Source organism: Pseudomonas sp. Irchel 3A18, from assembly GCF_900187465.1.
Classification (GTDB): domain Bacteria; phylum Pseudomonadota; class Gammaproteobacteria; order Pseudomonadales; family Pseudomonadaceae; genus Aquipseudomonas; species Aquipseudomonas cichorii.
Genome location: NZ_FYDI01000004.1, coordinates 85,643 through 108,371 on the forward strand (window position 1 = coordinate 85,643; position 22,729 = coordinate 108,371).

General features: G+C 57.9%; 21 protein-coding genes. 12 read left to right on the plus strand and 9 right to left on the minus strand.

The genetic code is table 11. The annotated features are described in order from the left end of the window. Positions 1-18 precede the first annotated feature (18 nt). The 4 genes from mnmC (at position 19) to CKW23_RS08725 (ending at position 6,396) form a co-directional block, all read left to right on the plus strand. Positions 19-2,001 (plus strand): bifunctional tRNA (5-methylaminomethyl-2-thiouridine)(34)-methyltransferase MnmD/FAD-dependent 5-carboxymethylaminomethyl-2-thiouridine(34) oxidoreductase MnmC, encoded by a 1,983-nt coding sequence (gene mnmC / locus CKW23_RS08710; RefSeq protein WP_095067433.1) that lies wholly within the window; start codon positions 19-21, stop codon positions 1,999-2,001. 178 nt (positions 2,002-2,179) lie between these two features. Continuing rightward, entirely contained in the window at positions 2,180-2,848 is a 669-nt protein-coding gene (locus tag CKW23_RS08715) for an ABC transporter ATP-binding protein (protein ID WP_025261056.1), read from the plus strand. Between the two features lies 1 nt (position 2,849). Beyond that, positions 2,850-5,330: an ABC transporter permease gene (locus tag CKW23_RS08720; RefSeq protein WP_095067434.1), complete on the plus strand. Its 2,481-nt coding sequence runs from the start codon at positions 2,850-2,852 to the stop codon at positions 5,328-5,330. Then, a complete protein-coding gene (locus CKW23_RS08725) occupies positions 5,320-6,396 on the plus strand; it encodes a lipocalin-like domain-containing protein (RefSeq protein WP_025261058.1) in 1,077 nt (358 codons plus the stop codon). The genes CKW23_RS08720 and CKW23_RS08725 overlap by 11 nt, the downstream gene beginning before the upstream one ends. 166 nt (positions 6,397-6,562) lie before the next feature. Here the strand turns inward: CKW23_RS08725 and CKW23_RS08730 are convergent, their stop codons facing one another. Beyond that, positions 6,563-7,306, minus strand: coding sequence for a glucose 1-dehydrogenase (locus tag CKW23_RS08730; protein ID WP_025261059.1), 744 nt, complete (start codon positions 7,304-7,306; stop codon positions 6,563-6,565). Positions 7,307-7,455: 149 nt separating this feature from the next. Between CKW23_RS08730 and CKW23_RS08735 the strand changes: the two genes are divergently transcribed. The 5 genes from CKW23_RS08735 (at position 7,456) to CKW23_RS08755 (ending at position 13,178) form a co-directional block, all read left to right on the plus strand. Next, the gene (locus tag CKW23_RS08735; RefSeq protein WP_025261060.1) at positions 7,456-7,869 is read left to right on the plus strand and encodes a helix-turn-helix transcriptional regulator; all 414 of its coding nucleotides are present in this window, start codon (positions 7,456-7,458) and stop codon (positions 7,867-7,869) included. A 141-nt stretch (positions 7,870-8,010) separates the two neighbouring features. Next, entirely contained in the window at positions 8,011-9,783 is a 1,773-nt protein-coding gene (locus CKW23_RS08740; RefSeq protein ID WP_025261117.1) for an N-acetylglutaminylglutamine amidotransferase, read from the plus strand. Positions 9,784-9,786: 3 nt separating this feature from the next. After that, entirely contained in the window at positions 9,787-11,535 is a 1,749-nt protein-coding gene (gene ngg, locus CKW23_RS08745; RefSeq protein WP_095067435.1) for an N-acetylglutaminylglutamine synthetase, read from the plus strand. A gap of 106 nt (positions 11,536-11,641) precedes the next feature. After that, complete coding sequence (locus CKW23_RS08750; protein ID WP_025261119.1) at positions 11,642-12,838, plus strand: osmoprotectant NAGGN system M42 family peptidase; 1,197 nt, start codon at positions 11,642-11,644, stop codon at positions 12,836-12,838. A 112-nt stretch (positions 12,839-12,950) separates the two neighbouring features. Then, positions 12,951-13,178 (plus strand): YheU family protein, encoded by a 228-nt coding sequence (locus CKW23_RS08755; RefSeq protein WP_025261120.1) that lies wholly within the window; start codon positions 12,951-12,953, stop codon positions 13,176-13,178. 3 nt (positions 13,179-13,181) lie between these two features. Here CKW23_RS08755 and csrA read toward each other — a convergent pair whose 3' ends face one another. From csrA to CKW23_RS08775, 4 genes are all read right to left on the minus strand, one after another. Continuing rightward, complete coding sequence (csrA, locus tag CKW23_RS08760; RefSeq protein WP_025261121.1) at positions 13,182-13,385, minus strand: carbon storage regulator CsrA; 204 nt, start codon at positions 13,383-13,385, stop codon at positions 13,182-13,184. A 167-nt stretch (positions 13,386-13,552) separates the two neighbouring features. Beyond that, on the minus strand, positions 13,553-13,885 hold the full coding sequence (locus tag CKW23_RS08765) for a YnfA family protein (RefSeq protein WP_025261122.1): 333 nt from the start codon (positions 13,883-13,885) through the stop codon (positions 13,553-13,555). 91 nt (positions 13,886-13,976) lie between these two features. Then, positions 13,977-14,792, minus strand: a complete 816-nt coding sequence (locus CKW23_RS08770; protein WP_095067436.1) for an SDR family oxidoreductase — start codon at positions 14,790-14,792, stop codon at positions 13,977-13,979. Positions 14,793-14,885: 93 nt separating this feature from the next. Further along, positions 14,886-15,263: a DUF2784 domain-containing protein gene (locus CKW23_RS08775; RefSeq protein ID WP_095067437.1), complete on the minus strand. Its 378-nt coding sequence runs from the start codon at positions 15,261-15,263 to the stop codon at positions 14,886-14,888. A 311-nt stretch (positions 15,264-15,574) separates the two neighbouring features. Between CKW23_RS08775 and CKW23_RS08780 the strand changes: the two genes are divergently transcribed. Then, entirely contained in the window at positions 15,575-15,733 is a 159-nt protein-coding gene (locus CKW23_RS08780) for a DUF3309 family protein (RefSeq protein ID WP_038399964.1), read from the plus strand. A 69-nt stretch (positions 15,734-15,802) separates the two neighbouring features. On the opposite strand, the gene CKW23_RS08785 is transcribed toward CKW23_RS08780, so the two are convergent. The 3 genes from CKW23_RS08785 to CKW23_RS08795 form a co-directional block, all read right to left on the minus strand. Beyond that, positions 15,803-17,461, minus strand: a complete 1,659-nt coding sequence (locus CKW23_RS08785; RefSeq protein ID WP_095067438.1) for a cation acetate symporter — start codon at positions 17,459-17,461, stop codon at positions 15,803-15,805. Beyond that, positions 17,458-17,769, minus strand: coding sequence for a DUF485 domain-containing protein (locus tag CKW23_RS08790; RefSeq protein ID WP_025261126.1), 312 nt, complete (start codon positions 17,767-17,769; stop codon positions 17,458-17,460). Before CKW23_RS08790 ends, CKW23_RS08785 begins: the two co-directional genes overlap by 4 nt. Before the next feature lie 211 nt (positions 17,770-17,980). Continuing rightward, positions 17,981-18,835 (minus strand): glycine betaine ABC transporter substrate-binding protein, encoded by an 855-nt coding sequence (locus CKW23_RS08795; RefSeq protein ID WP_025261127.1) that lies wholly within the window; start codon positions 18,833-18,835, stop codon positions 17,981-17,983. 1,158 nt (positions 18,836-19,993) lie between these two features. On the opposite strand from CKW23_RS08795, the gene CKW23_RS08800 reads away from it, so the two are divergent. Both CKW23_RS08800 and CKW23_RS08805 read left to right on the plus strand, forming a co-directional pair. Further along, entirely contained in the window at positions 19,994-21,292 is a 1,299-nt protein-coding gene (locus tag CKW23_RS08800) for a serine/threonine protein kinase (RefSeq protein WP_025261128.1), read from the plus strand. Then, positions 21,285-22,097, plus strand: a complete 813-nt coding sequence (locus CKW23_RS08805) for a VacJ family lipoprotein (protein WP_025261129.1) — start codon at positions 21,285-21,287, stop codon at positions 22,095-22,097. The genes CKW23_RS08800 and CKW23_RS08805 overlap by 8 nt, the downstream gene beginning before the upstream one ends. Before the next feature lie 69 nt (positions 22,098-22,166). On the opposite strand, the gene CKW23_RS08810 is transcribed toward CKW23_RS08805, so the two are convergent. After that, positions 22,167-22,526, minus strand: coding sequence for a DUF805 domain-containing protein (locus tag CKW23_RS08810; RefSeq protein ID WP_074568816.1), 360 nt, complete (start codon positions 22,524-22,526; stop codon positions 22,167-22,169). Between the last annotated feature and the right edge of the window lie 203 nt (positions 22,527-22,729).

Sequence of the window (22,729 nt, forward strand, 5' to 3'; positions counted from 1 at the left end):
GCCACCGCCGAGCCGAACATGACCATTACCCGCCACGCCCAGATCGACTGGGACGAACAAGGCAACCCGCATTCCCGCGCCTTTTCCGATGTGTATTTCTCCACCGAGTCCGGTCTGGCAGAAACCCGCCATGTGTTTCTGGTGCAGAACGATCTGCGCGAGCGGTTCACGGCTTTGCCTGCGGGCGAGCGACTGGTCATCGGTGAAACAGGTTTCGGCACCGGGCTGAATTTCCTCTGCGCCTGGCAGTTGTTTCAGGAATGCGCTCACCCCGAGGCTCGGCTGCATTTCGTCAGCGTCGAGAAATTCCCTCTCAATCACGCAGACCTGCAACGCGCCCTGGCCTTGTGGCCGGAGCTGGCAGCTTTTGCCGAGCCGTTACTCGATCAATACATCGCTGTGCATGAAGGCTTTCAGCGGCTGGTGTTCGACGAGGGGCGTGTGTCCCTGACGCTGCTGATCGGCGATGCCTTGCACATGCTGCCGCAACTGGACGGGCAGATCGATGCCTGGTTTCTCGACGGCTTCGCTCCGGCCAAGAACCCGGAAATGTGGACGCCGGAGCTGTTCACCGAACTGGCACGACTGTCGGCGCCCGAGGCGAGTATTGGCACCTTTACCAGCACCGGCTGGGTTCGACGCGCCCTGAACGCGGCAGGTTTCAAGATGAAGCGTGTACCGGGCATCGGCCACAAATGGGAAGTGCTGCGCGGCAAGTTCATCGCCTGGCCTGAAGAGGCTCCGCGGCCCTCACCCATCAAGCCATGGTTCGCCCGGCCCGCTGCATTTGAGGGTGAACGCAAGGCGCTGGTGATCGGTGCCGGGCTGGCCGGTTGTGCCACGGCAGACAGCCTGGCGAAGCGCGGCTGGCAAGTGAGCCTGCTGGAGCGTCATGCCCAACCTGCGCAAGAGGCCTCGGGCAATCAGCAGGGCGTGCTTTATTTGAAGCTGTCAGCACACGGCACGGCCTTGTCGCAGTTGATCCTCAGTGGTTTCGGCCACACGCGACGGCTGCTTGAGCGTCTGCAAAGGGGCGTCGACTGGGACAATTGCGGCGTGCTGCAACTGGCCTTCGACGACAAGGAAGCCCAGCGCCAGCAGCAACTGGCCGAGGCTTTCCCCGAAGAGCTGCTGCATCGGCTGGATAAGCCTTCAGCCGAGACACGCAGCGGTATAGAGCTGAGCTGGGGCGGGCTGTTTTTCCCTGAGGGCGGCTGGGTTCATCCGCCAGCGCTGTGTCACTCGCAGGTTGCGCACCCGAATATCAAACTGATTGCGCATCACGAAGCACTGGAGTTGCGCCGCGTCGATGGGCAATGGCAGGCCTGGGATCAAGTGCAGATGATCGACAGCGCTCCGGTGGTGGTGCTGGCCGGTGCCGCGGATATCAAGCAGTTTGAGCACAGTGCCGATTTGCCACTCAAGCGTATTCGCGGGCAGATCACTCGTCTGCCACAGACTGAGGCCAGTCAGGTGTTACGCACGGTGGTCTGTGCAGAAGGTTATGTGGCACCGCCACGGCTGGGTGAACATACCTTGGGGGCCAGCTTCGACTTCAACAGTAACGACCTGAATACCAATACCGCCGATCACCTGAGCAACCTGCAATTGCTGCAGGAAATATCCAACGACCTGACCGCTCGTCTGGGTGCAACTGACCTGTCACCAGAAGAACTGCAAGGGCGTGCGGCCTTTCGCTGCACCAGCCCGGATTACCTGCCAATCGTCGGGCCGCTGGCGGATAAAGAAGCCTTTACCCAGGTGTATGCCGCACTGGCCAAGGATGCGCGGCAAGTGCCGGACATTGCCTGCCCGTGGCTGGACGGGCTGTATGTCAACAGCGGCCATGGTTCACGCGGCCTGATTACCGCGCCCCTGTGCGCCGAACTGATCGCCGCCTGGCTGGATAACGAGCCCCTGCCGCTGCCCCGCAGCGTGGCTGAGGCCTGTCATCCCAACCGGTTTGCCTTGCGGGGGTTGATTCGCAGGCAGGTGAAATGATCTCGTTCTTCGCGAATGCATTCACTCCTACACTTTTTTCTGTGGGAGTAAATTCATTCGCGAAGGCCTGATAGAGAAATGTCGTATGAAACGCCGTCTTCACGAATGAATTCGTTCCCACATCAATAGGCGATAGCCGTTATCCTCAAGGCATGACCACTTCCAACCGGGCATCCCGATGTTGTATGTGCAAAACGTGTTCAAGAGCTATCCCTCGGCCCAAGGCCCGGTAGAGGTGTTACGTGGCATCGATTTGCATCTGGAGCGTGGCAGCAGTCTGGCGCTGATGGGCGAGTCGGGCAGTGGCAAAAGCACCTTGCTGCATCTGGTGGCGGGGCTGGATCAGATCGACAGCGGCACCATCACCGTCGCCAATCAGCAACTGAACAGCATGAGCGAAGCCCGGTTGGCCAACTGGCGGCGAACCGAAATCGGTCTGGTATTCCAGCAGTTCAACCTGATCGAAAGCCTCAAGACCGAAGACAATCTGGCGTTCCAGGCACGCCTGGCCGGACGCCATGACCCGCTCTGGCAGGCGCAACTGATTGAACGTCTCGGCCTGGGCGATCTGCTCCATCGTTATCCGGAGCAACTGTCCGGTGGCCAGCAGCAACGGGTTGCCATCGGACGCGCACTTGCTTCGCGCCCCGCCCTGCTGCTGGCCGACGAACCCACCGGCAACCTCGACGAAGCCACCAGCGATGAAGTGCTGCAATTATTGCTGGACCTGCTCAATGACAGCAGCACCAGCCTGCTGATGGTCACTCACAGCTCCCGTGTCGCAGAACGATTGGCGCACAAGGTCACATTGCACAGGGGGCGCCTGGTCGCCGCAGGCGAAGGCTGATATGCGAGTGTTTTATTGGACAGTGCGCGCCCTGCTCAGCCATTGGCGTCGCCATCCGGTGCAGTTTTTCAGTCTGCTCACCGGGCTATGGCTGGCTACCAGCCTGTTGACCGGTGTTCAGGCCTTGAACAGCCAGGCACGGGAAAGCTATCAACGGGCCAGTCAGATGATTGGGGGCGAGCCGCAAACCAGCCTGACAGCGCCAAACGGGGCGGCTTTCTCACAGGATCTATTCATCGAGCTGCGGCGAGCCGGTTGGCCGGTATCACCCACGGTGCAGGGTCGCATCACCCTGAAGGGGCTGGAGGATCAACGCCTGCAACTGATCGGGATCGAGCCGGTGACGCTGCCCAGTGGTTCCGCAGTGGCCGGGCAGACGCTGGATACCCGGCAAGTCCTCGACTTTCTCGCTCCGCCGGGCGCGACCTGGATTGCTCCTCAGACCCTTCAGGCACTTGGCCTGCAAGAGGGGCAGCACCCGGAAACCCATGACGGTCTGACCCTGCCGCCTCTGCACATCAAAAAAGATATGGCCCCGGGAGTCTTGCTGACCGATATCGGCTTTGCTCAACCGCTGCTGCACCTGCCCGGTCAATTGACCCGCCTGCTGCTGCCCAAGGAGTTTGCCGCTGACAATCCGGCTCTGCCTCCAGCCCTCAGCGAGCAATTGGTGATCAAAAAGAGTGGCGAAGAAAATAATCTGCAACGCCTGACCGAAAGCTTTCACCTGAACCTGAATGCGCTGGGGGTGCTGTCCTTCGTGGTCGGGCTGTTTATCGTTCATGCCGCGATTGGTCTGGCACTGGAACAACGTCGGGGTCTGCTGCGCAACCTGCGGGCGTCAGGCGTCAGTGCCCGCCTGCTGATCGCTGCGCTGGCTCTGGAGCTTGGGGCAATGGCTTTGCTCGGCGGGCTCCTGGGCGTCGTCAGTGGTTACTGGCTGGCCAGCCTGCTGCTACCGGATGTCGCGGCTAGCCTGCGTGGCCTGTACGGGGCCGAGGTGGACGGGCAGTTGAACCTGAATATCGGGTGGTGGCTCAGCGGCATTGCCTTGAGCCTGCTCGGCGCATTTCTGGCCGGGGCCAACAGCCTGTTGCGTGCCGCGCGCCTGCCACTGCTGGCTTTGGCCAATGCACAAGCCTGGCAACAGGCCCATGCACGCTGGTTGCGGCGTCAAGCCTGGGTTGCCGCTGCCAGTGCAGCCGGGGCTCTGGCGGCCTGGCTTTTCGGCAACAGCCTGGGCTGGGGTTTTGTATTGATATCTGCCTTGTTATTGAGTGCGGCGCTGGGGTTACCGGTATTGCTCGATGCGTTGCTGAGTGGATTGCTGAAACGCAGCCGTTCGGTCCTGGGGCAGTGGTTTCTGGCCGATTGCAGACAACAACTGCCAGCCTTGAGCCTGGCGTTGATGGCCCTGCTTCTGGCGATGGCAGCCAATGTCGGGGCCGGCAGCATGACTTCAGGTTTTCGCCAGACCTTCAGTCACTGGCTGGAGCAACGTCTGAGCGCAGAGCTGTACGTCACGCCGCAAACCCCGGATCAATCCCGAGAGATGCAGGCCTGGCTGGGCAAGCAACCCGCCATCACGGCAGTACTGCCCAACTGGCTGGTGCCGATCCAGTTGCAAGGCTGGCCTGCGGACCTGTTCGGCATCATCGAACATGAGACTTATCGCCAGCACTGGGTACTGCTGGAGTCGACGACAGAAGATCCCTGGAATCAACTCGCCCATCAAGACACCCTGATGCTCAGCGAGCAACTGGCCAGACGCCTCAAGCTCGGGCTGGGCGACACCCTGAGTATTCCTGTCCCGGCCGGTCAATGGTCGCCACGTATCGTGGCTATTTACGCCGACTACGGTAATCCCAAAGGCCACCTGCTGGTCAATGCCAAGCACCTGCTTGAGCACTGGCCACACCTGGCGCCCATTCGTTTCAACCTGCGCATCGATCATGCCGCCACACCGCCACTGGTGAAAGAACTGCAAAGCCGGTTTGCACTCGACGACAATCGCATCATCGATCAAAGCCAGCTCAAGTACTGGTCGAATCAGGTGTTTGAGCACACGTTCGCAGCCACTGCCGCACTCAACAGCCTGACTCTGGGTGTAGCGGGCGTGGCGCTGTTCATCGGGCTGCTGACGCAAAGCCAAAGCCGACTCGGACAACTGGCCCCGCTCTGGGCGCTGGGCGTTACCCGTCGCCAGTTGATGTTGCTCAATCTGGGCCAGACCTGGTTATTGGCGGTGCTGACACTCCTGCTCGCCCTCCCCCTTGGGCTCATGCTGACCTGGTGCCTGAATACCGTGATCAATGTCCAGGCATTCGGCTGGCGCTTGCCTTTGCAGGTTTTCCCCCTGCAACTGCTGCAATTGATGGGGCTGGCATTACTGGCAACCTTGCTGGCATCGGCCTGGCCACTGCTGAAGCTGCAGCGCACCCGGCCAGCCGACCTGCTCAGGACATTCGCCAATGAAAACTGACTGGCTGCGACTGGCAGGCTTAACGCTGCTACTCACCGCATGTGACCCGCAACCGCCTCCTGAAACCGGTTTCGCCGGGATGAGCAACCAGGCCGACGAATATGCTCAGGTCAAGCCAGGCCGTGTGTTCTCATTCCCCGAGGATCATGGCCAGCATCCCGGATTTCGTATCGAGTGGTGGTACATCACCGCCACCCTCAAGGACGAAAAGGGCCAAGACTTCGGCGTGCAATGGACGCTGTTCCGCAACGCCCTTCGCCCCGGTACACAAGCGACAGGCTGGGGTGACAGCACGGTCTGGATGGGCCATGCCGCCGCAACGTCCGCGACCCGACATCATGCAGCCGAACGCTACGCACGCGGCGGCATTGAGCAGGCAGGCGTCAGGCTTGCACCTTTCTCGGCCTGGATCGACGATTGGTCGCTGAGCAGCGACTCGCCAACGCAGAACCCATTGGCACGCATGCAGTTGCAGGCCAGCGGCAAGGACTTTCGCTACAACCTGCAACTCACCTCCAGTAAACCTCTGGTGCTGCAAGGTGAGCAGGGTTACAGCCAGAAATCCGACCTGGGCCAGGGCTCCTATTACTACAGCCAGCCCTTTTTCGAGGCCAGCGGCAGTCTGGAAATGGATGGCAAGACCCATCAGGTCAGCGGTCGCGCCTGGCTGGACCGAGAATGGAGCAGCCAGCCATTGACGGCCAACCAGACCGGTTGGGACTGGCTGTCCCTGCATCTGGCAGAGGGTGAACACGTGATGCTGTATCGCATGCGCCACAAAAACGGCGAGCCTTACCTGAGCGGTACCTGGATCGGCGCAGACGGCACGACCCAACACCTGCATGCCCGTGACATCGACATGCAGCCTCTGAACGAAACCGAAGTCGCCGGACGCCGCTTGCCCACCCGCTGGTCGATCAGGATCCCCGGCAGGAACCTGGACATCACCACCGACGCCCTGAATCCCGCGTCATGGATGGGGTTGAGCATTCCTTACTGGGAAGGGCCGGTAAAAGTCAGCGGGAGTCAGAGCGGGGTCGGGTATCTGGAGATGACGGGGTATTGATCTACCCCGTCATTGACTCGGACATACGACTTGCCTGATGGATAAACCCCCGACAAGGATCGCGGCCGCAGCAAGCCTGCGTACTCAGGTGCAGCGCCTAAAATCCGGCGGGAGGAAAACAGTGAACATTCAGTCGCCCGCCAGGTGCTACCCGACTTCCGTTTTGTCAGAGGCCGCCACTCGCGGTGATGTTCTCACCGGTCACGAAACGAGCATCGTCAGACGCAAGGAAAGCCACTACACGTGCGATATCTTCCGGTTGGCCAGCACGACCGAGCGGTGTCTGCGAAACGATACCTGCTTCCATGTCAGAGCCGACGATACCCGCAGCGGTGGTGCCCTCGGTCACGACGAAACCGGGACTGACAACGTTGACTCGAATTTTTCGGGGAGCGAGTTCTTTGGCTAACACGCCAGAAATTGCATCTACAGCTGCCTTGGTCGCTGTATAGACCGATGTTCCAGGTGTACGAAGGCGAGTGATGGAAGACGAAATGTTGACGACGCTTCCACCCTGCGCAAGATGCTTGATTGCCGCCTGGGTAGTCAGTATCACACCTAGCACATTGACATCGAAGAGGCGTCGGTACTGGTCTTCTGTGACATGCTCAACAGGCGCAACATCGAAAATGCCAGAATTGTTGACCAACACGTCCAGTTGCCCGAACTGCTTGACTGCTGCCTCAATCAATCCCTGGGCCTCGGCCGCTATTGAAACATCGCCCTGGACCGCGATAGCTGTACCTCCGATCGATTTAATGTAATCAACGACTGCGTCTGCACCCGCCTTGCTTGACGAGTAATTGACAACGACTGACGCACCGTCATCAGCCAGAGCCTTGGCGATACCCGCACCAATCCCCTTCGATGCCCCCGTCACCACAGCCACCTTGCCTTCAAGTTTCTTCATTACAACGATCCTTTTCTGTTAATTTTCGAGGCTGATACGCATTGAGACCGAGGCCAGAAGCTGGAAAACCTCTGAAACGACTAATAATCCCATAGTTCCGATCTTATGAACTATTCAGAGTAACAGTCAAGGACATTAGCGAAGACGATATGAGACCTTTATTTCACCCTGCGATTGAGGACGTTCAGCCTCAAGCAATTCTTCACGCGCTGTCCGATCCAAACCGTGCAGCTATTCTCGCCAAGATCCTTACGTCGGGCACTGTCGAAGCCTGTGCGGCGGTTTCCAGGCTAGGGGATCGGGTCATCCCTAAATCGTCGCTGTCCACCCATATCAAGATCCTTCGCGAAGCCGGATTGATTCGCAGCGAGCGTCATGGTGTGGAAATGCGGAACCATTCACGTTTTCCTGAAGTGGAAAAACGCTTTCCAGGTCTGGTTGCGGCGATCATCAACGCCTACGCCTCGGCTGTCGTGATTGACTCACCAGAGGCTCTAGAGACGTCGGAGCCGAATGGCATCGGCGCACATTCGTTCCCCAACCCTGATGAGATCCGCGGATAAAACGCCCGGTTATACAAGGCTCAAGCCTCTACTGCCTGCTTATAACCTATTGATCTAAAACTCCCACAACGCCTTCGGGTCAGTTTCTGGGTGACTGCACTTTTTTCAGTCACCTCCCCAACGGAAACCCGGTAAGGAATTATGTGCGGATTAGCAGGTGAATTACGTTTCGACCAACAACCAGCGGATCTGGCCGCTGTTGAACGCATAACCCACAATCTGGCGCCTCGCGGCCCGGATGCCTGGGGCTTTCACAGTCAGGGGCCGATTGCCCTGGGCCATCGACGACTGAAAATCATGGACCTGTCCGACGGTTCGGCGCAGCCCATGATCGATAGCCATCTGGGCCTGTCCATGGCCTTCAATGGTGCCATCTACAACTTCCCCGAATTGCGGGCCGAGCTGGAAGGTCTGGGTTACCAGTTCCATTCCGGTGGTGACACCGAGGTGTTGCTCAAGGGCTACCATGCCTGGGGCGCGGATATGCTGCCCAAGCTCAATGGTATGTTCGCGTTTGCCATCTGGGAGCGCGACACTCAGCAACTGTTCATTGCCCGTGATCGTCTTGGCGTGAAGCCGCTGTATCTGTCGCACACCGACAAGCGCCTGCGCTTTGCATCGACGCTGCCAGCCCTGCTCAAGGGTGGCGATATCAGCCCGATGCTCGACCCGATTGCCCTCAATCACTACCTGAACTTCCATGCCGTGGTGCCTGCACCGCGTACGTTGCTGGCCGGTGTCGAGAAACTGCCGCCCGCCACCTGGATGCGTGTCTACGCCAACGGCACGATCGAGCAGCAGACCTGGTGGACCCTGCCTTATGGTCCTCATGACGACGAGAAGCACCTGACGCTGGAAGACTGGCGCGACCGCGTGCTGGACAGCACCCGTGAAGCGGTAGCAATTCGTCAGCGCGCTGCGGTGGATGTAGGCGTGTTGCTTTCCGGCGGTGTCGATTCAAGCATGCTGGTGGGGCTGTTGCGTGAAGTCGGGGTCGAAGACCTGTCGACCTTTTCCATCGGCTTCCAGGATGCCGGTGGCGAACGTGGCGACGAGTTCCAGTATTCGGATCTGATCGCCAGGCATTACGGCACCCGTCACCATCAGTTGCGCATTCAGGAAAGCGAGATCATCGAGCAACTGCCTGCGGCCTTCCGAGCCATGAGCGAGCCGATGGTGAGTCACGACTGCATCGCGTTCTATCTGTTGTCACGGGAAGTAGCCAAGCACTGCAAGGTGGTGCAGAGCGGCCAGGGCGCGGACGAGCTGTTTGCCGGTTATCACTGGTATCCGCAAGTCGATGGCGCCAGCGATCCCGTGGCGGCCTATCGTGCAGCGTTCGTAGACCGCAGCTACGACGAATACACCGCCACCGTACAAGCCAAATGGCTGACCGCCACTGACGCGGCAGGCGATTTCGTACGTGATCATTTTGCCCAGCCCGGCGCAACGGCTGCCGTGGACAAGGCTCTGCGCCTGGACAGCACCGTGATGCTGGTTGAAGACCCGGTCAAACGAGTGGACAACATGACAATGGCCTGGGGCCTGGAGGCTCGTACACCGTTCCTCGACTATCGTCTGGTCGAGTTGTCTGCACGCATTCCCGGTCAGTTCAAACTGCCGGATGGCGGCAAGCATGTCCTGAAGGAAGCAGCACGTCTGGTCATCCCTTCCGAGGTGATCGACCGCAAGAAAGGCTACTTCCCGGTGCCGGGCCTCAAGCATTTGCAGGGCGACACCCTCAACTGGGTGCGCGACTTGCTGCTGGACCCAAGCCAGGATCGAGGCCTGTTCAACCCGTCGATGATCGACACACTGTTGACCAACCCTCAAGGCCAACTCACGCCGTTACGCGGCTCCAAGCTGTGGCAGTTGGCAGCGCTGAATCTGTGGCTCAGCGAACAAGGACTCTGATCGATGAAACACAATGCGACGGCTTACAGCCAACGATTGTTGCGCACACAGTCGCCCTCCTATGAACGTCTGCAAGCGCGCTTCGCCGAAGACGGCAGTCAGCCGGACAACGAGCAATTGGCGTTGCACTGCGGCTGGGGCCGCTTGTTGATCGGTCATACCTACCCCGACGCCGCTGCACTGGCTCAGGAGCTGCTCAACGAAAAAACCGGTGAACGCGACATCGCGCTGTACGTGGCGGCGCCCCAGCAAGTGCTGGCGCAGTCACCGCAGCAGTTGTTCCTCGATCCGTCCGATACGCTGCGCCTGTGGTTCAGCGATTATCGTCCGGCGCAGCGGGTCTTCCGGGGCTTTCGCATCCGTCGTGCCCAGAACGAAGCCGACTGGCAAGCCATCAACAACCTTTATCTGGCGCGGGGCATGCTGCCCATCGATCCGGCCTTGCTGACACCACGTCATCAAGGCGGGCCGGTCTACTGGCTGGCAGAAGATGAACGCAGCAATGCGGTGATCGGCAGTGTCATGGGCCTGAATCACCAGAAGGCGTTCAATGACCCGGAAAACGGCAGCAGCCTGTGGTGCCTGGCGGTTGATCCGCAATGCACACGCCCCGGTGTGGGTGAAGTGCTGGTGCGTCACCTGATCGAGCACTTCATGAGCCGAGGCTTGAGCTATCTCGACCTGTCCGTGCTGCATGACAACGAACAGGCCAAGGCGCTGTATGCCAAGCTGGGGTTTCGCAACCTGCCGACCTTCGCCATCAAGCGCAAGAACGGCATCAATGAATCGCTGTTTCTGGGGCCTGGGCCTCAGGCGGACTTCACCCCTTATGCGCGGATCATCGTCGAAGAGGCACATCGTCGCGGCATTGATGTGCAGGTCGATGATGCCGATGCGGGCCTGTTCACGCTGAGTTACGGCGGACGCCGCATTCGCTGCCGTGAATCACTGAGCGACCTGACCAGCGCGGTCAGCATGACCCTGTGCCAGGACAAGAGCCTGACCCACAAGGCCCTCAAGGCCGCTGGCCTGCATGTGCCTGCCCAACAACGTGTGGGCAATGCCGACGACAATCTGGCGTTTCTCGAAAAACACGGGCGGATCGTGGTCAAGCCGCTGGATGGTGAGCAAGGCAACGGTGTGGCCGTGGATCTGTGCACCTTCGATGAAGTGCAGAACGCTATCGAGTGTGCCCGTCAGTTCGACAGCCGGGTGATTCTGGAAAGCTTCCACGAAGGCCTGGACCTGCGCATCGTGGTCATCGGTTTTGAAGTGGTGGCGGCTGCGATTCGCCACCCTGCCGAGATCATTGGCAACGGTCGCCATACCATCCGCCAGTTGATCGAAGCTCAAAGCCGTCGTCGCTCTGCTGCCACCGATGGTGAAAGCAAGATCCCGATGGATGAAGAAACCGAACGTACGGTCCGCGACGCGGGCTATGACTATTCAAGCATCCTGCCAATGGACCAGCGCCTGGCCGTGCGCCGCACCGCCAACCTGCACACCGGCGGCTGCCTTGAAGACGTCACCGCAACGCTGCACCCGGTCCTCACCGACGCCGCCGTGCGTGCCGCCCGGGCGCTGGACATTCCGGTGGTTGGCCTGGACCTGATGGTGCCTGCCGCCGACCAGCCGGAATACGTGTTCATCGAGGCCAATGAACGTGTCGGCCTCGCCAACCACGAACCTCAACCCACTGCCGAACGCTTTGTCGATCTATTGTTTCCGCACAGCCTGCCTGTGCATGGGTGAACCGTAGCTGCAAGCTTTAAGCCTCAAGCTACAAGCTGCAAACAGATCACTGTCTGACCTTGCAGCTTATGGCTTGGGGCGTGTAACTACTCCAAGGAGCCCCTCCATGCCTGTTGAAAAAATTCCCGATCCGGATCTGAACTACCTGCAGAAAGTCCTGCTGGAAATGCTGGCCATTCCGAGCCCTACGGGTTTTACCGACACTATCGTGCGCTATGTCGCCGAACGCCTGGAAGAGCTGGGCATTCCGTTTGAACTCACTCGACGCGGCACCATTCGCGCCACGCTCAAAGGCAAGCAGAGCAGCCCCGACCGGGCCGTCTCGGCTCATCTGGACACCATTGGCGCCAGTGTTCGCGAGGTCAAGGATAACGGGCGCCTGGCGCTGTCGGCTGTGGGTTGCTGGTCCAGCCGTTTTGCCGAAGGCAGCCGGGTCAGTGTATTCACCGATACCGGCGTGATCCGTGGCAGCGTGTTGCCGCTGATGGCCTCCGGTCATGCGTTCAATACCGCCGTGGATGAAATGCCCATCAGTTGGGAGCATGTCGAACTGCGCCTGGATGCCTATTGCACGACCCGCGCCGACTGCGAATCTTTGGGCATCAATATCGGAGACTTCGTGGCTTTTGACCCGCTGCCGGAGTTCACTGAAAGCGGCCATATCAGCGCCCGCCACCTGGATGACAAAGCCGGTGTCGCAGCCTTGCTGGCGGCGCTCAAGTCGATTGTCGAGAGTGGTGCGGAACCTCTGATCGATTGTCACCCGCTGTTCACCATCACCGAGGAAACCGGCACCGGTGCAGCAGGCGTATTGCCCTGGGATGTGAGCGAGTTCGTCGGCATCGACATCGCTCCGGTCGCAGTCGGCCAGCACTCCAGCGAACATGCGGTGAGCGTGGCGATGCAGGATTCGGGCGGACCTTACGACTATCACTTGTCCCGGCATCTGCTGCGCCTGGGTATCGACAACGAATTGCCCGTGCGCCGCGATATCTTTCGCTATTACTACAGCGATGCCCATTCGGCGGTGACATCAGGCAATGATATCCGCACCGCGCTGCTGGCCTTTGGTTGCGATGCCACCCATGGTTATGAGCGCACCCATATCGATAGCCTTGCGGCCCTGAGCAAACTGCTCGGTGCCTATATGCTCAGCCCACCGGTATTCGCCAGCGACGCCAAACCGGCCCAGACTTCACTGGAGCGGTTCAGTCATCAGATTGAACATGACACCCAGATGGAGTCCGACACCCGCGTGCCGTCCGTGGATAGCCTGCTGGGGCAGAATCGCGAAGAGATTTGAGGTTCCTGGTGTTGGCCTTTCGCGAATGAATTCGCTCCTACCACGGTATGCGTAGGAGCGACTTCAGTCGCGAAGAGGCCTATCATCGCGGGCTACCGATACGAGAACCAGCATGCTGATCCCTTACGACCAACTCGAACCTGACACCCTCACCCGCCTGATCGAAGATTTCGTGACCCGCGATGGCACGGACAATGGCGACGAAACGCCTCTGCAAACCCGCGTGCTTCGGGTGCGTCATGCCTTGAGCAAAGGTCAGGCAGTGATTTTCTTCGACCTTGAAAGCCAGCAATGCCAGTTGATGCCAAAGCACGATGTGCCCAAAGAATATTTCGACTAAGGCTCAGGCTGCTGGCGACTCGGGAGCGGCGGCCTGCTGCGAGAGCTTTCGGGCAATGCGTCGGAACACTTCGGCGCGATGGATCTTGATGTCTTTGGGGGCATCGATTCCGAGCCTGACCTGATTGCCGTTCACCCCGAGAATCTGCACGGTGATGTTGTCACCGATGGAAAACGATTCGCCAATTTCCCGCGTTAGTACCAGCATTTTCTGCCTCTCTTGTTATTGCAAAGAGTGCAGAGTGCGCCCACGAAAAGGTCGCTTCAATGAGGCGGCGGCAAATCAGTAACGCCCTTCAAGCTCGCCAGAACACACTGTCGGAAACGTCTTACTTGCAGACCAAACGAGTAGGAAAACTGCCATATCCCCGGCGTTCAGGACGCCGACCAGCGTGGCCCCAACAGGATGATTGTCGCGCCGATGACGCAAAAGGCGACACCCAGCCAGTCGCTGCTCAAGGGCCTGGCCCGCTCGACCACGCCCAGCCAGGCAATCGACGCAATGATGTAAATCCCGCCATAAGCCGCATAAGCACGGCCTGCGTAGGCCGACTCGATCCGGGTCAGCAACAGGGCGAAGATCGTCAGGCTGATGAGTGCCGGAATGACCCACAAGGCACTCTTGCCCTGACGCAGCCACAGCCAGAAGGCATAACAGCCGAATATCTCGAACAGGGCCGCAAGGAAGAACCAGAGGTAATTGAGCACGCCAGTCTCGTCAGTCAGAGTTTGAATGGCCGAACCCTATCAGAAAAAGACTTTCCTGACTCCGGCCTTCAAACCCTGACAGGGCAACGGGTCAGGCCTTCGTCTGCCGGGCCTTGGCGCGCATCTTGGCGCACATGGTGGTCATCTCGTCATAGAGCGCCTGGGGATGCTTGCGTTTCAAGGTCCAGGCATCACGCCCCTGCTCATGGGGCAGGATCATGAACTCGCCCTTGGCGACTTCGTCGAAGATGTAATCGGCAATGTCGCTGGCGCTGATGGGCGAGCTTTCCAGCAGCTTGCCGACCTGGGCTTTCATCGCAGGCGTCGGGCCGCGGAAGGAGTCCAGCAGGTTGGTCTGAAAGAACGACGGACAGACCACATGCACGCCGACGCCCTGCTCGGTCAGCTCAACCAGGAGACTTTCCGACAGCGCCACCACACCCGCCTTGGCGACGTTGTAATTGCTCATGGCCGGCCCCTGCATCAAGGCCGCCATGGAAGCGATATTGATGATCTTGCCTTTGCTGGCCTCCAGCAGCGGCAGGAATGCCTTGCAGCCTTTGACCACGCCCATGAGGTTGATTGCGATCTGCCAGTCCCAATCTTCCAGCGACAACTCGCTGAAGAAACCGCCCGAAGCCACACCGGCGTTATTGACAATGATATCGATGCCGCCAAAGCGTTCTTCGCAGGCTTGCGCCAGGGCCATGAGTTGGCTGTAGTCGCGCACATCGCAGCGCTGGGTAAAGCCTTCGCCACCGGCTTCGCGCACCATGGCCAGGGTTTCCTGCAAACCGGCATCGTTGACGTCGGACAGTGCCAGGCGCCAACCTTCGCGAGCCCAGCGAAGTGCAATTTCACGGCCCAGACCAGAGCCTGCGCCAGTAATCATGATGCGATTTTGCATAGAGAGTGCCTTGTGGTTTGCAGGACGTTGGCTGGAGTGTAATCACAGCTGGCGGTTTCTAATGCCACCATCAAGACGCTGAATGCCGGCCCCTCATGTCTGCCTGATACGACGCACGAAGCGGATCAGCAGCCAGCCATAGATCGCGGCATTGATCGATACAACGACTGCGCCCAGCCACAACTGGATCTGCGGTGTCAGCGCTGGCGGATAGATCAGCGGAATCAGGTAATGCTCGATGAAGCCGCCCTCATACCCCTGCTGACCGGCCTTCTGGCGCAGGGCGTTTTCCAGGGGCGTCAGCGGGCAATACAGGTGAAAGAACTCCACCGAAGCCCCCCACACCATGGCCGGGACATGCAGAAACCCGATCCAGGGTCTGCGCAGTACCAGCAGCCCGCCAAACAGCACGAATAGAATAAACAGCAGATGAAACACAACCACGGCATCCGCAGCGAATCGATAAGGCATGGTGCAATCCTGTGTAAAAGTTCCATTGTTTTCAGGTCGATCATTCAGCCATGGAACAGGAGAAGGCGTCATATAAACCCTGAAAAAGTTCAATAAATATCACCGGTAAAAATCAGGTATCAGGCACCCTGTAAAAAATATAAACCATTGATATAAATAAAATTTTTAAACAAATTAAAAACCCGTGAAATATTTAGAACCTTTCAAGATTCGCAACAGTCGGATAATTCAAGCAGCGAAAATCATATACCTGCTGAACATTGCTTTAACTGCAAACGCCATTCGACACTGACGAAAAGAAGGAACTCATCATGGGCATAAGCACGATTCTTATCATCGTACTGATTCTGATTCTGATCGGTGGTCTGCCGGTCTTCCCGCACTCCCGCAACTGGGGCTACGGTCCTTCGGGTGTAGTGGGCACGATCCTGGTCATTCTGTTGGTGCTGGTATTGCTTGGCAGGATATGACCTTATCGGTCGCCCAATGAAAAAGCAGCCCCGAGGGGCTGCTTTTTTATTGCCGGTCAAACATCCTGCTTAGTGTGACGATGCACCGCTGGCACCCAGACCAGTCTGCGAGCGTACGAATTGCGGGTAGAACAGCGCACGTTCGTCGTCTGCAGCCTTGGACTTGTCGGTGATGGAGAAGAACCAGATACCGACGAAGGCGATGATGATGGAGAACAGCGCCGGGTACTCGTACGGGAAGATGGCTTTAGGGTTGTGCAGGATCTGCACCCAGATGGTCGGACCCAGCACCATCAGGACTACAGCACTGATCAGCCCCATCCAGCCGCCAATCATGGCGCCACGGGTGGTCAGGTTTTTCCAGTACATCGAGAGCAGCAGAACAGGGAAGTTACAGCTGGCCGCGATGGAGAACGCCAGGCCGACCATGAACGCGATGTTCTGGCTCTCGAAGGCGATACCCAACAGGATGGCTACGACCGCCAGGGCGATAGTCGTCATCTTGGAAACGCGGATCTCGTCTTTCTCGTTGGCCTTGCCTTTCTTGATCACGCTGGCATACAGGTCATGGGACACTGCCGACGCACCGGCCAGAGTCAGGCCCGCAACCACCGCCAGGATGGTCGCGAACGCCACCGCCGAGATGAAGCCCAGGAACAGACTGCCACCTACCGCGTTGGACAGATGCACCGCTGCCATGTTGTTGCCGCCGATCAAGGCGCCTGCTGCATCCTTGAACGCCGGGTTGGTGCTGACCAGCAGGATCGCGCCAAAACCGATGATGAAGGTCAGGATGTAGAAGTAGCCGATGAAACCGGTGGCGTAGAACACCGACTTACGGGCTTCCTTGGCATCGCTCACCGTGAAGAAGCGCATCAGGATGTGCGGCAGACCCGCAGTACCGAACATCAGGGCCAGACCGAGGGAGAACGCCGAGATCGGGTCTTTCACCAGACCACCTGGGCTCATGATCGCTTCACCTTTAGGGTGAACGGCAACAGCCTGGGCGAACAGTTGGTTGAAGTCGAAGTTGACGTGCTTCATGACCATCAGCGCCATGAACGAGGCACCCGACAGCAGCATCACGGCCTTGATGATCTGTACCCAGGTAGTCGCCAGCATGCCGCCGAACAGCACATACAGGCACATCAGGATACCGACCAGGATCACCGCAACGGTATAGTCCAGACCGAACAGCAACTGGATCAGTTTGCCTGCACCTACCATCTGGGCAATCAGGTAGAACGCCACCACCACAAGCGAACCGCAGGCGGACAGGGTGCGAATCTCTTTCTGCTTCAGGCGATAGGAGGCCACGTCGGCGAAGGTGTACTTGCCCAGGTTACGCAGGCGTTCGGCGATCAGGAACAGAATGATCGGCCAGCCCACCAGAAAGCCGATCGAGTAGATCAGGCCATCGTAGCCGGAGGTGTAAACCAGTGCGGAAATACCCAGGAAGGACGCCGCCGACATGTAGTCGCCTGCAATCGCAAGACCGTTCTGGAAACCGGTGATCTTGCCGCCTGCCGCGTAGTAGTCGGACGCCGAGTTGTTTTTCTTGGATGCCCAGTAGGTGATGTAGAGGGTGAACGCCACGAACATGACGAACATGATGATCGCCGCTACGTTCAAAGGCTGCTTCTGCACCGCCCCGGTAAGGGCGTCAGCTGCCATGAGAGCGGGTGCGAATGCTGCAAGGCCCAAGGCCGCGGAGAGACGACGGATCATTGCTGAATCTCCTTGAGAATTGCATTGTTCAGTTCGTCGAACTCACTGTTGGCACGGCGTACGTAGACCCCCGTCAGAATGAACGCCGAGATGATCAGGCCGACCCCTATCGGCATGCCCCACGTAATGGTTGAAGTCGCACTGATCTTGGCTCCCAGAATATGAGGTCCATACGCAATCAAGAGAATGAATGCGGCATAGAGCCCGAGCATGATCGCCGAAAGAATCCAGGCGAACCGCTCTCTTTTGGAAACCAGCTCCTTGAAGCGCGGGCTGTTTTGAATCGAGAGGTAAATGCTGTCGTTCATTGTTTTTGTCCTCGCAGCACAGATGAGTTGTCACGCCTTCAACTTTAGTCAGGTCCGGCACGTACTCCAGACGACCTTAGTATTAGAACGACATTAATCATTGAAGCACTTCAAGGGACTTTTGCAGGTTCACATCAAACCCTGATAAACAAAAGGCCATCTGCCAGAGGTGGCAGATGGCCTTGAACCATGCGATACAGAGGCTTCGCTGTTATTTAGCGGTCCATGCGGCTACACGCTCAGGGTGCTTGGCCACCCACTCCTTCGCCGCGACATCAGGTTTGGCGCCATCCTGAATCGCCAGCATCACTTCACCGATTTCATCCTTGGATTCCCACTGGAATTTTTTCAGGAAGGCAACGACGTCAGGCGCTTTCTTCTCCAGGCTCAGGCTGGCAACGTTGTCGACGGTTTCAGCAGCGCCGTATACGCTTTTCGGGTCTTCAAGAAAACGCAGTTTCCACTTGGCAAACATCCAGTGCGGCACCCAGCCGGTGACCACGATGGACTCCTTGCGTTTCTCGGCACGGGTCAGCTCGGCAATCATCCCGGCTCCCGAACTGGCCTGCAGCTTGTAACCGTCAAGGCCGTAGTCCTTGATGGCCTGGTCGGTCTTGAGCATCACACCCGAGCCGGCATCGATCCCGGTGATCTTCTTCTTGAAGGAATCATCGGTCTTGAGGTCTTCGATGGTCTGGGCCTTGACGTACTCCGGCACGATCAGGCCGATCTTGGCGTCCTTGAAGTTCGGGCCGTAGTTCACGACCTGATCCTTGTATTTGGTGTAGTACTCACCATGAGTGCCGGGCAACCAGGCCGACAGCATCATGTCCAGCTTGTCGGTGGCTACTGCCTGCCACATGATCCCGGCTGCAACAGATTGCAACTTGACGTCATAGCCCAGTTTTTCCTTGAGCACTTCGGCGGCTACGTGGGTCGTGGCGACACTGTCGGACCAGCCTTCGACGTAGCCGATGGTCAATGTCTTGGTTTCAGCAATGGCCAGCGTGGAGCTGGCGGCCAGTACCAGAGCGGCACCTGCCCCCAGAATTTTTCGCATATTCATCATCACGTCCCCGGAAGTTGCGCGCCGACGGATGTCGGGCTGCATTAACGTTGTTTTTCAGAGTCGCCCGTCATGCCCGGCTTTGGGGCAGACGGTGCCCTTCACGTTTCAGTCGTGCTCGCCCGCCATGACAGGCATCACATCAACTTCTCGATAATCAACCGGCCTGCAGATCGGACATGCTCTGTCAGCGACACGGAGGAACCGGGAAACGACATCACACAGCCATCAGCGACAATCCCCACGAAAAGCGTCGGCAAAGCCGTCTGGTTTTTGCATGAAACAAAACATGCGATCCCCCTCGCCCCCTTGCAGGGCCGGGAGTGCGGGATGGGCCTCTGCCCTGTTCTGGTTCACTCGGGGCCGGGAAACAGAATGTGTTACCGCCTATGACCAGTTGCCACTCAAGACGGGTAACACGGAAACAATCGCATTACCTTTCGCCCTTGGTTTTTGCCGAAGTATTTTTCAAGCCGCTGTTTTTAAAGGACTTTTAAAAGTTGGCACAGCTTCTGCTATCTCTCTGGCACAACAAGAATAAAAACACGTAGCAAACCAACAAGAACAACACGAAACGGCTCTGACATAACAAGAACAACACGGACAGAGGCGCAGCTAACAGATTTTTTTGGAGTGGATAGGCTTTACAGGGACCTCTTGAACGAGAGGCCTCGCAACCGGACAGAGAACAATAAAACTACCTTCAGGTAGCTTCCCGTACCGGCTGGACCATGACGTTGTGCAGACCCATGGTTAAAGTGAATCAGCGCTCAAAAAAATACGTTTGCTCTTGATCCCGGATGGGGATCACACAAGAACGCAGTAAAGGGACTGGTCGCCAAAAACAAGAACAGACCGCCCTATAAAAATAAAAAGAGCAGGCAAGACACATTGAAGGAGAGCCCAGGCTCTCCTTTCGTGTTTTTGGCTTCTGGGCTTTCTAAGCTGCAAGCTGCAAGCTGCAAGACAAACACGCCACGCCCCCCTTTCCGACATTAAAAACAACAAAAAAGCACGGACGCACATTCCAGACTCCACAGAACGTGTATTGTTTCGCTGGATTTACAAAGGTTCGTTCGCTCATAGGGCACTTTGGCACTACGCCGGTGGTCATAGGCTGCATACCTCACCAGCACTTCTTTCCCAAGGGATTTAGTCATGCTCCGTTTTCTGCGCTTCGCTACCGTTTTAGGTGGCTTATGTTTGAGTGCGTCCGCTCTGGCGACCAACATTGATCCCGCCACCTATGGTTATCCGCTGACTAACCCGTTTGAAGCGACCATTGCGACCACTCCACCGGACATGCGCCCTGAACTGCCTGACGATGAAGATATCGATCAGGACGTCTACACGCTCAATCTGCACCCGGAACGCGAATTCATCCTGCCGGACAATTTCTGGGCGGTAAAAAAGCTGAGCTATCGCCTGGCCAGGCAAGACCATGCAGCACCTCTGATTTTCCTGATTGCCGGAACCGGCGCGCCTTATAACAGTACCCTCAATGAATTCCTGAAGAAGCTGTATTACGGCGCGGGTTATCACGTCGTGCAGTTGTCCTCGCCCACCAGCTACGACTTCATGAGTTCCGCTTCGCGTTTTGCCACGCCAGGGATCTCCACGGAGGATGCCGAAGACCTGTACCGGGTGATGCAAGCCATACGCGCCCAGCAGGCAGACTTGCCGGTGACCGAGTATTACCTGACCGGTTATAGCCTCGGCGCACTCAATGCGGCCTTCGTCAGCAAGCTGGACGAAACCCGTCGCAGCTTCAACTTCAAGAAAGTCCTGCTGCTCAACCCGCCGGTCAACCTCTATACGTCCATCAGCAACCTGGACAAGCTGGTGCAGACCAACGTCAAGGGCATCAACGACACCACCACGTTCTATGAACTGGTACTGGCCAAGCTGACCCGCTACTTCCGCCAGAGAGGCTACATCGACCTCAACGATGCGTTGCTCTATGACTTTCAGCAGTCCAAGCAGCACCTGACCAATGAACAGATGGCGATGCTGATCGGCACCTCGTTCCGTTTTTCGTCGGCCGACATTGCGTTCACTTCCGACCTGATCAACCGTCGCGGCCTGATCACCCCGCCCAAGTTTCCGATTACCGAAGGCACCAGCCTGACGCCGTTCCTCAAACGCGCCATGCAATGCGACTTCGACTGCTACCTGACAGAGCAAGTCATCCCCATGTGGCGTGCCCGCACCGATGGTGGCAGCCTGTTGCAACTCGTGGATCAGGTCAGCCTGTATGCACTCAAGGATTACCTGCACACCAGCACCAAGATCTCGGTCATGCATAACGCCGATGACGTGATTCTGGGCTCGGGTGACTTGGGCTTCCTGCGCAAGACCTTCGGTGATCGCCTGACCGTTTACCCATACGGTGGCCATTGCGGCAACATCAATTACCGCGTCAACAGTGACGCCATGCTGGAGTTCTTCCGTGGCTAAACGTCTTCTACTCCTTGCCGCCGTATTGTGCGCAGGTACTGTCCACGCCGCTGACGCGGACACCAGCAACAAAGCCCAGCATCCGGCCACCGTGGTGCGCAACCTTGATGCCGATGGTTTTACCCAGCCGTTGAAGTCCCTGCAATTCAACCCGGGCCTGGACCAGCGCGAATTCGAGCGCGCCTCCATCAATGCCCTGGAAGTCTACGACCCGCTGGAATCCTGGAACCGCCGGGTCTACCACTTCAACTACCGTTTCGATGAGTGGGTCTTCCTGCCGACGGTCAACGGATACCGCTACATCACACCGGGTTTCGTGCGCAGCGGCGTCAGTAACTTCTTCAGCAACCTGGGCGATGTGTCCAACCTGCTGAACAGCCTGTTGCAGTTCAAAGGCCAGCGCTCCATGCAAACCACGGGGCGTCTGCTGCTCAATACCACAATCGGCATCGCCGGCCTGTGGGATCCGGCCACCATGATGGGTCTGCCGCGTCAGACCGAAGACTTCGGCCAGACACTGGGCTTCTATGGCGTGCCTTCAGGTCCTTATCTGGTGCTGCCACTGTTCGGCCCGTCGAACCTGCGTGACACCGGTGGCCTGGTATTCGACTACGCCGCAGAAACCCAGATCAACTTCCTGAACGTGGCCGAAGTCAGCAGCGACCACCCGGAAATCACCCTGCTGCGCGCCATCGACCGCCGCTATGTCACCAGCTTCCGTTACGGACAGCTGAACTCGCCGTTCGAGTACGAGAAAGTGCGTTACGTCTACACCGAGTCGCGCAAGTTGCAGATTGCCGAGTAACAAATGCGGCAATCAAAAACGCCCGGCCCGGGTTACCGGGTCGGGCGTTTTTCATAACACCTTCAAACTTCAGTGAGGTGCCGGACCGTAGTCGTTCACACCGTCGGTGCCCGGCAAAAACAACAAGGATATCTGAGCCAGCGGGCCCACAATTGGAATAAGGCCGACCAGCACGAACCAGCCGCTGAGATTGATGTCGTGCAGCCTTCTGACGCTCAAAGAGAGATTGCTCATGAACATGGCCACTATCAGGAAAGCGGTCGCGCCGCCGATGCCTGTCTCCGGATCAAACCAGTCGTTACTGAGATCAATCACCACTGCCACCGCGAGCAGCGCACAAAAAAGCAGACCGAAGATGAATAATTCCATCCTTGACGCCCGGCCACTGAAATCGAATGTTTTTGCAAACCCGTTATACAGATGATTCATTCCTACATCTCTTCTTGATGGCTGTATTGGCATACCCAGTCAACGACTGACCACGCCCCTTCCTGGCGGCGACCAATCTAGCGATTTAAAAAAATAGGGATGCAGTCACCCTCCGAAACATCCGTAGGAAAATTCAACAGAACCAAGATTCTTCACTCTTCGGACGCCATCGAAAGCCCACGGTGATTGTTTCAATCATCAAA

Bases quoted from the DNA above. Each gene is read 5' to 3' on its own strand.
- CKW23_RS08750 (WP_025261119.1), top strand. From the start codon at position 11,642: ATGCCTGTTGAAAAAATTCCCGATCCGGATCTGAACTACCTGCAGAAA.
- CKW23_RS08725 (WP_025261058.1), top strand. From the start codon at position 5,320: ATGAAAACTGACTGGCTGCGACTGGCAGGCTTAACGCTGCTACTCACC.
- csrA (WP_025261121.1), bottom strand. From the start codon at position 13,385: ATGCTGGTACTAACGCGGGAAATTGGCGAATCGTTTTCCATCGGTGAC.
- mnmC (WP_095067433.1), top strand. From the start codon at position 19: ATGACCATTACCCGCCACGCCCAGATCGACTGGGACGAACAAGGCAAC.
- CKW23_RS08735 (WP_025261060.1), top strand. From the start codon at position 7,456: ATGAGACCTTTATTTCACCCTGCGATTGAGGACGTTCAGCCTCAAGCA.
- CKW23_RS08740 (WP_025261117.1), top strand. From the start codon at position 8,011: ATGTGCGGATTAGCAGGTGAATTACGTTTCGACCAACAACCAGCGGAT.
- ngg (WP_095067435.1), top strand. From the start codon at position 9,787: ATGAAACACAATGCGACGGCTTACAGCCAACGATTGTTGCGCACACAG.
- CKW23_RS08790 (WP_025261126.1), bottom strand. From the start codon at position 17,769: ATGAACGACAGCATTTACCTCTCGATTCAAAACAGCCCGCGCTTCAAG.
- CKW23_RS08780 (WP_038399964.1), top strand. From the start codon at position 15,575: ATGGGCATAAGCACGATTCTTATCATCGTACTGATTCTGATTCTGATC.
- CKW23_RS08755 (WP_025261120.1), top strand. From the start codon at position 12,951: ATGCTGATCCCTTACGACCAACTCGAACCTGACACCCTCACCCGCCTG.
- CKW23_RS08800 (WP_025261128.1), top strand. From the start codon at position 19,994: ATGCTCCGTTTTCTGCGCTTCGCTACCGTTTTAGGTGGCTTATGTTTG.
- CKW23_RS08795 (WP_025261127.1), bottom strand. From the start codon at position 18,835: ATGAATATGCGAAAAATTCTGGGGGCAGGTGCCGCTCTGGTACTGGCC.
- CKW23_RS08770 (WP_095067436.1), bottom strand. From the start codon at position 14,792: ATGCAAAATCGCATCATGATTACTGGCGCAGGCTCTGGTCTGGGCCGT.
- CKW23_RS08715 (WP_025261056.1), top strand. From the start codon at position 2,180: ATGTTGTATGTGCAAAACGTGTTCAAGAGCTATCCCTCGGCCCAAGGC.
- CKW23_RS08785 (WP_095067438.1), bottom strand. From the start codon at position 17,461: ATGATCCGTCGTCTCTCCGCGGCCTTGGGCCTTGCAGCATTCGCACCC.
- CKW23_RS08730 (WP_025261059.1), bottom strand. From the start codon at position 7,306: ATGAAGAAACTTGAAGGCAAGGTGGCTGTGGTGACGGGGGCATCGAAG.
- CKW23_RS08720 (WP_095067434.1), top strand. From the start codon at position 2,850: ATGCGAGTGTTTTATTGGACAGTGCGCGCCCTGCTCAGCCATTGGCGT.
- CKW23_RS08775 (WP_095067437.1), bottom strand. From the start codon at position 15,263: ATGCCTTATCGATTCGCTGCGGATGCCGTGGTTGTGTTTCATCTGCTG.
- CKW23_RS08810 (WP_074568816.1), bottom strand. From the start codon at position 22,526: ATGAATCATCTGTATAACGGGTTTGCAAAAACATTCGATTTCAGTGGC.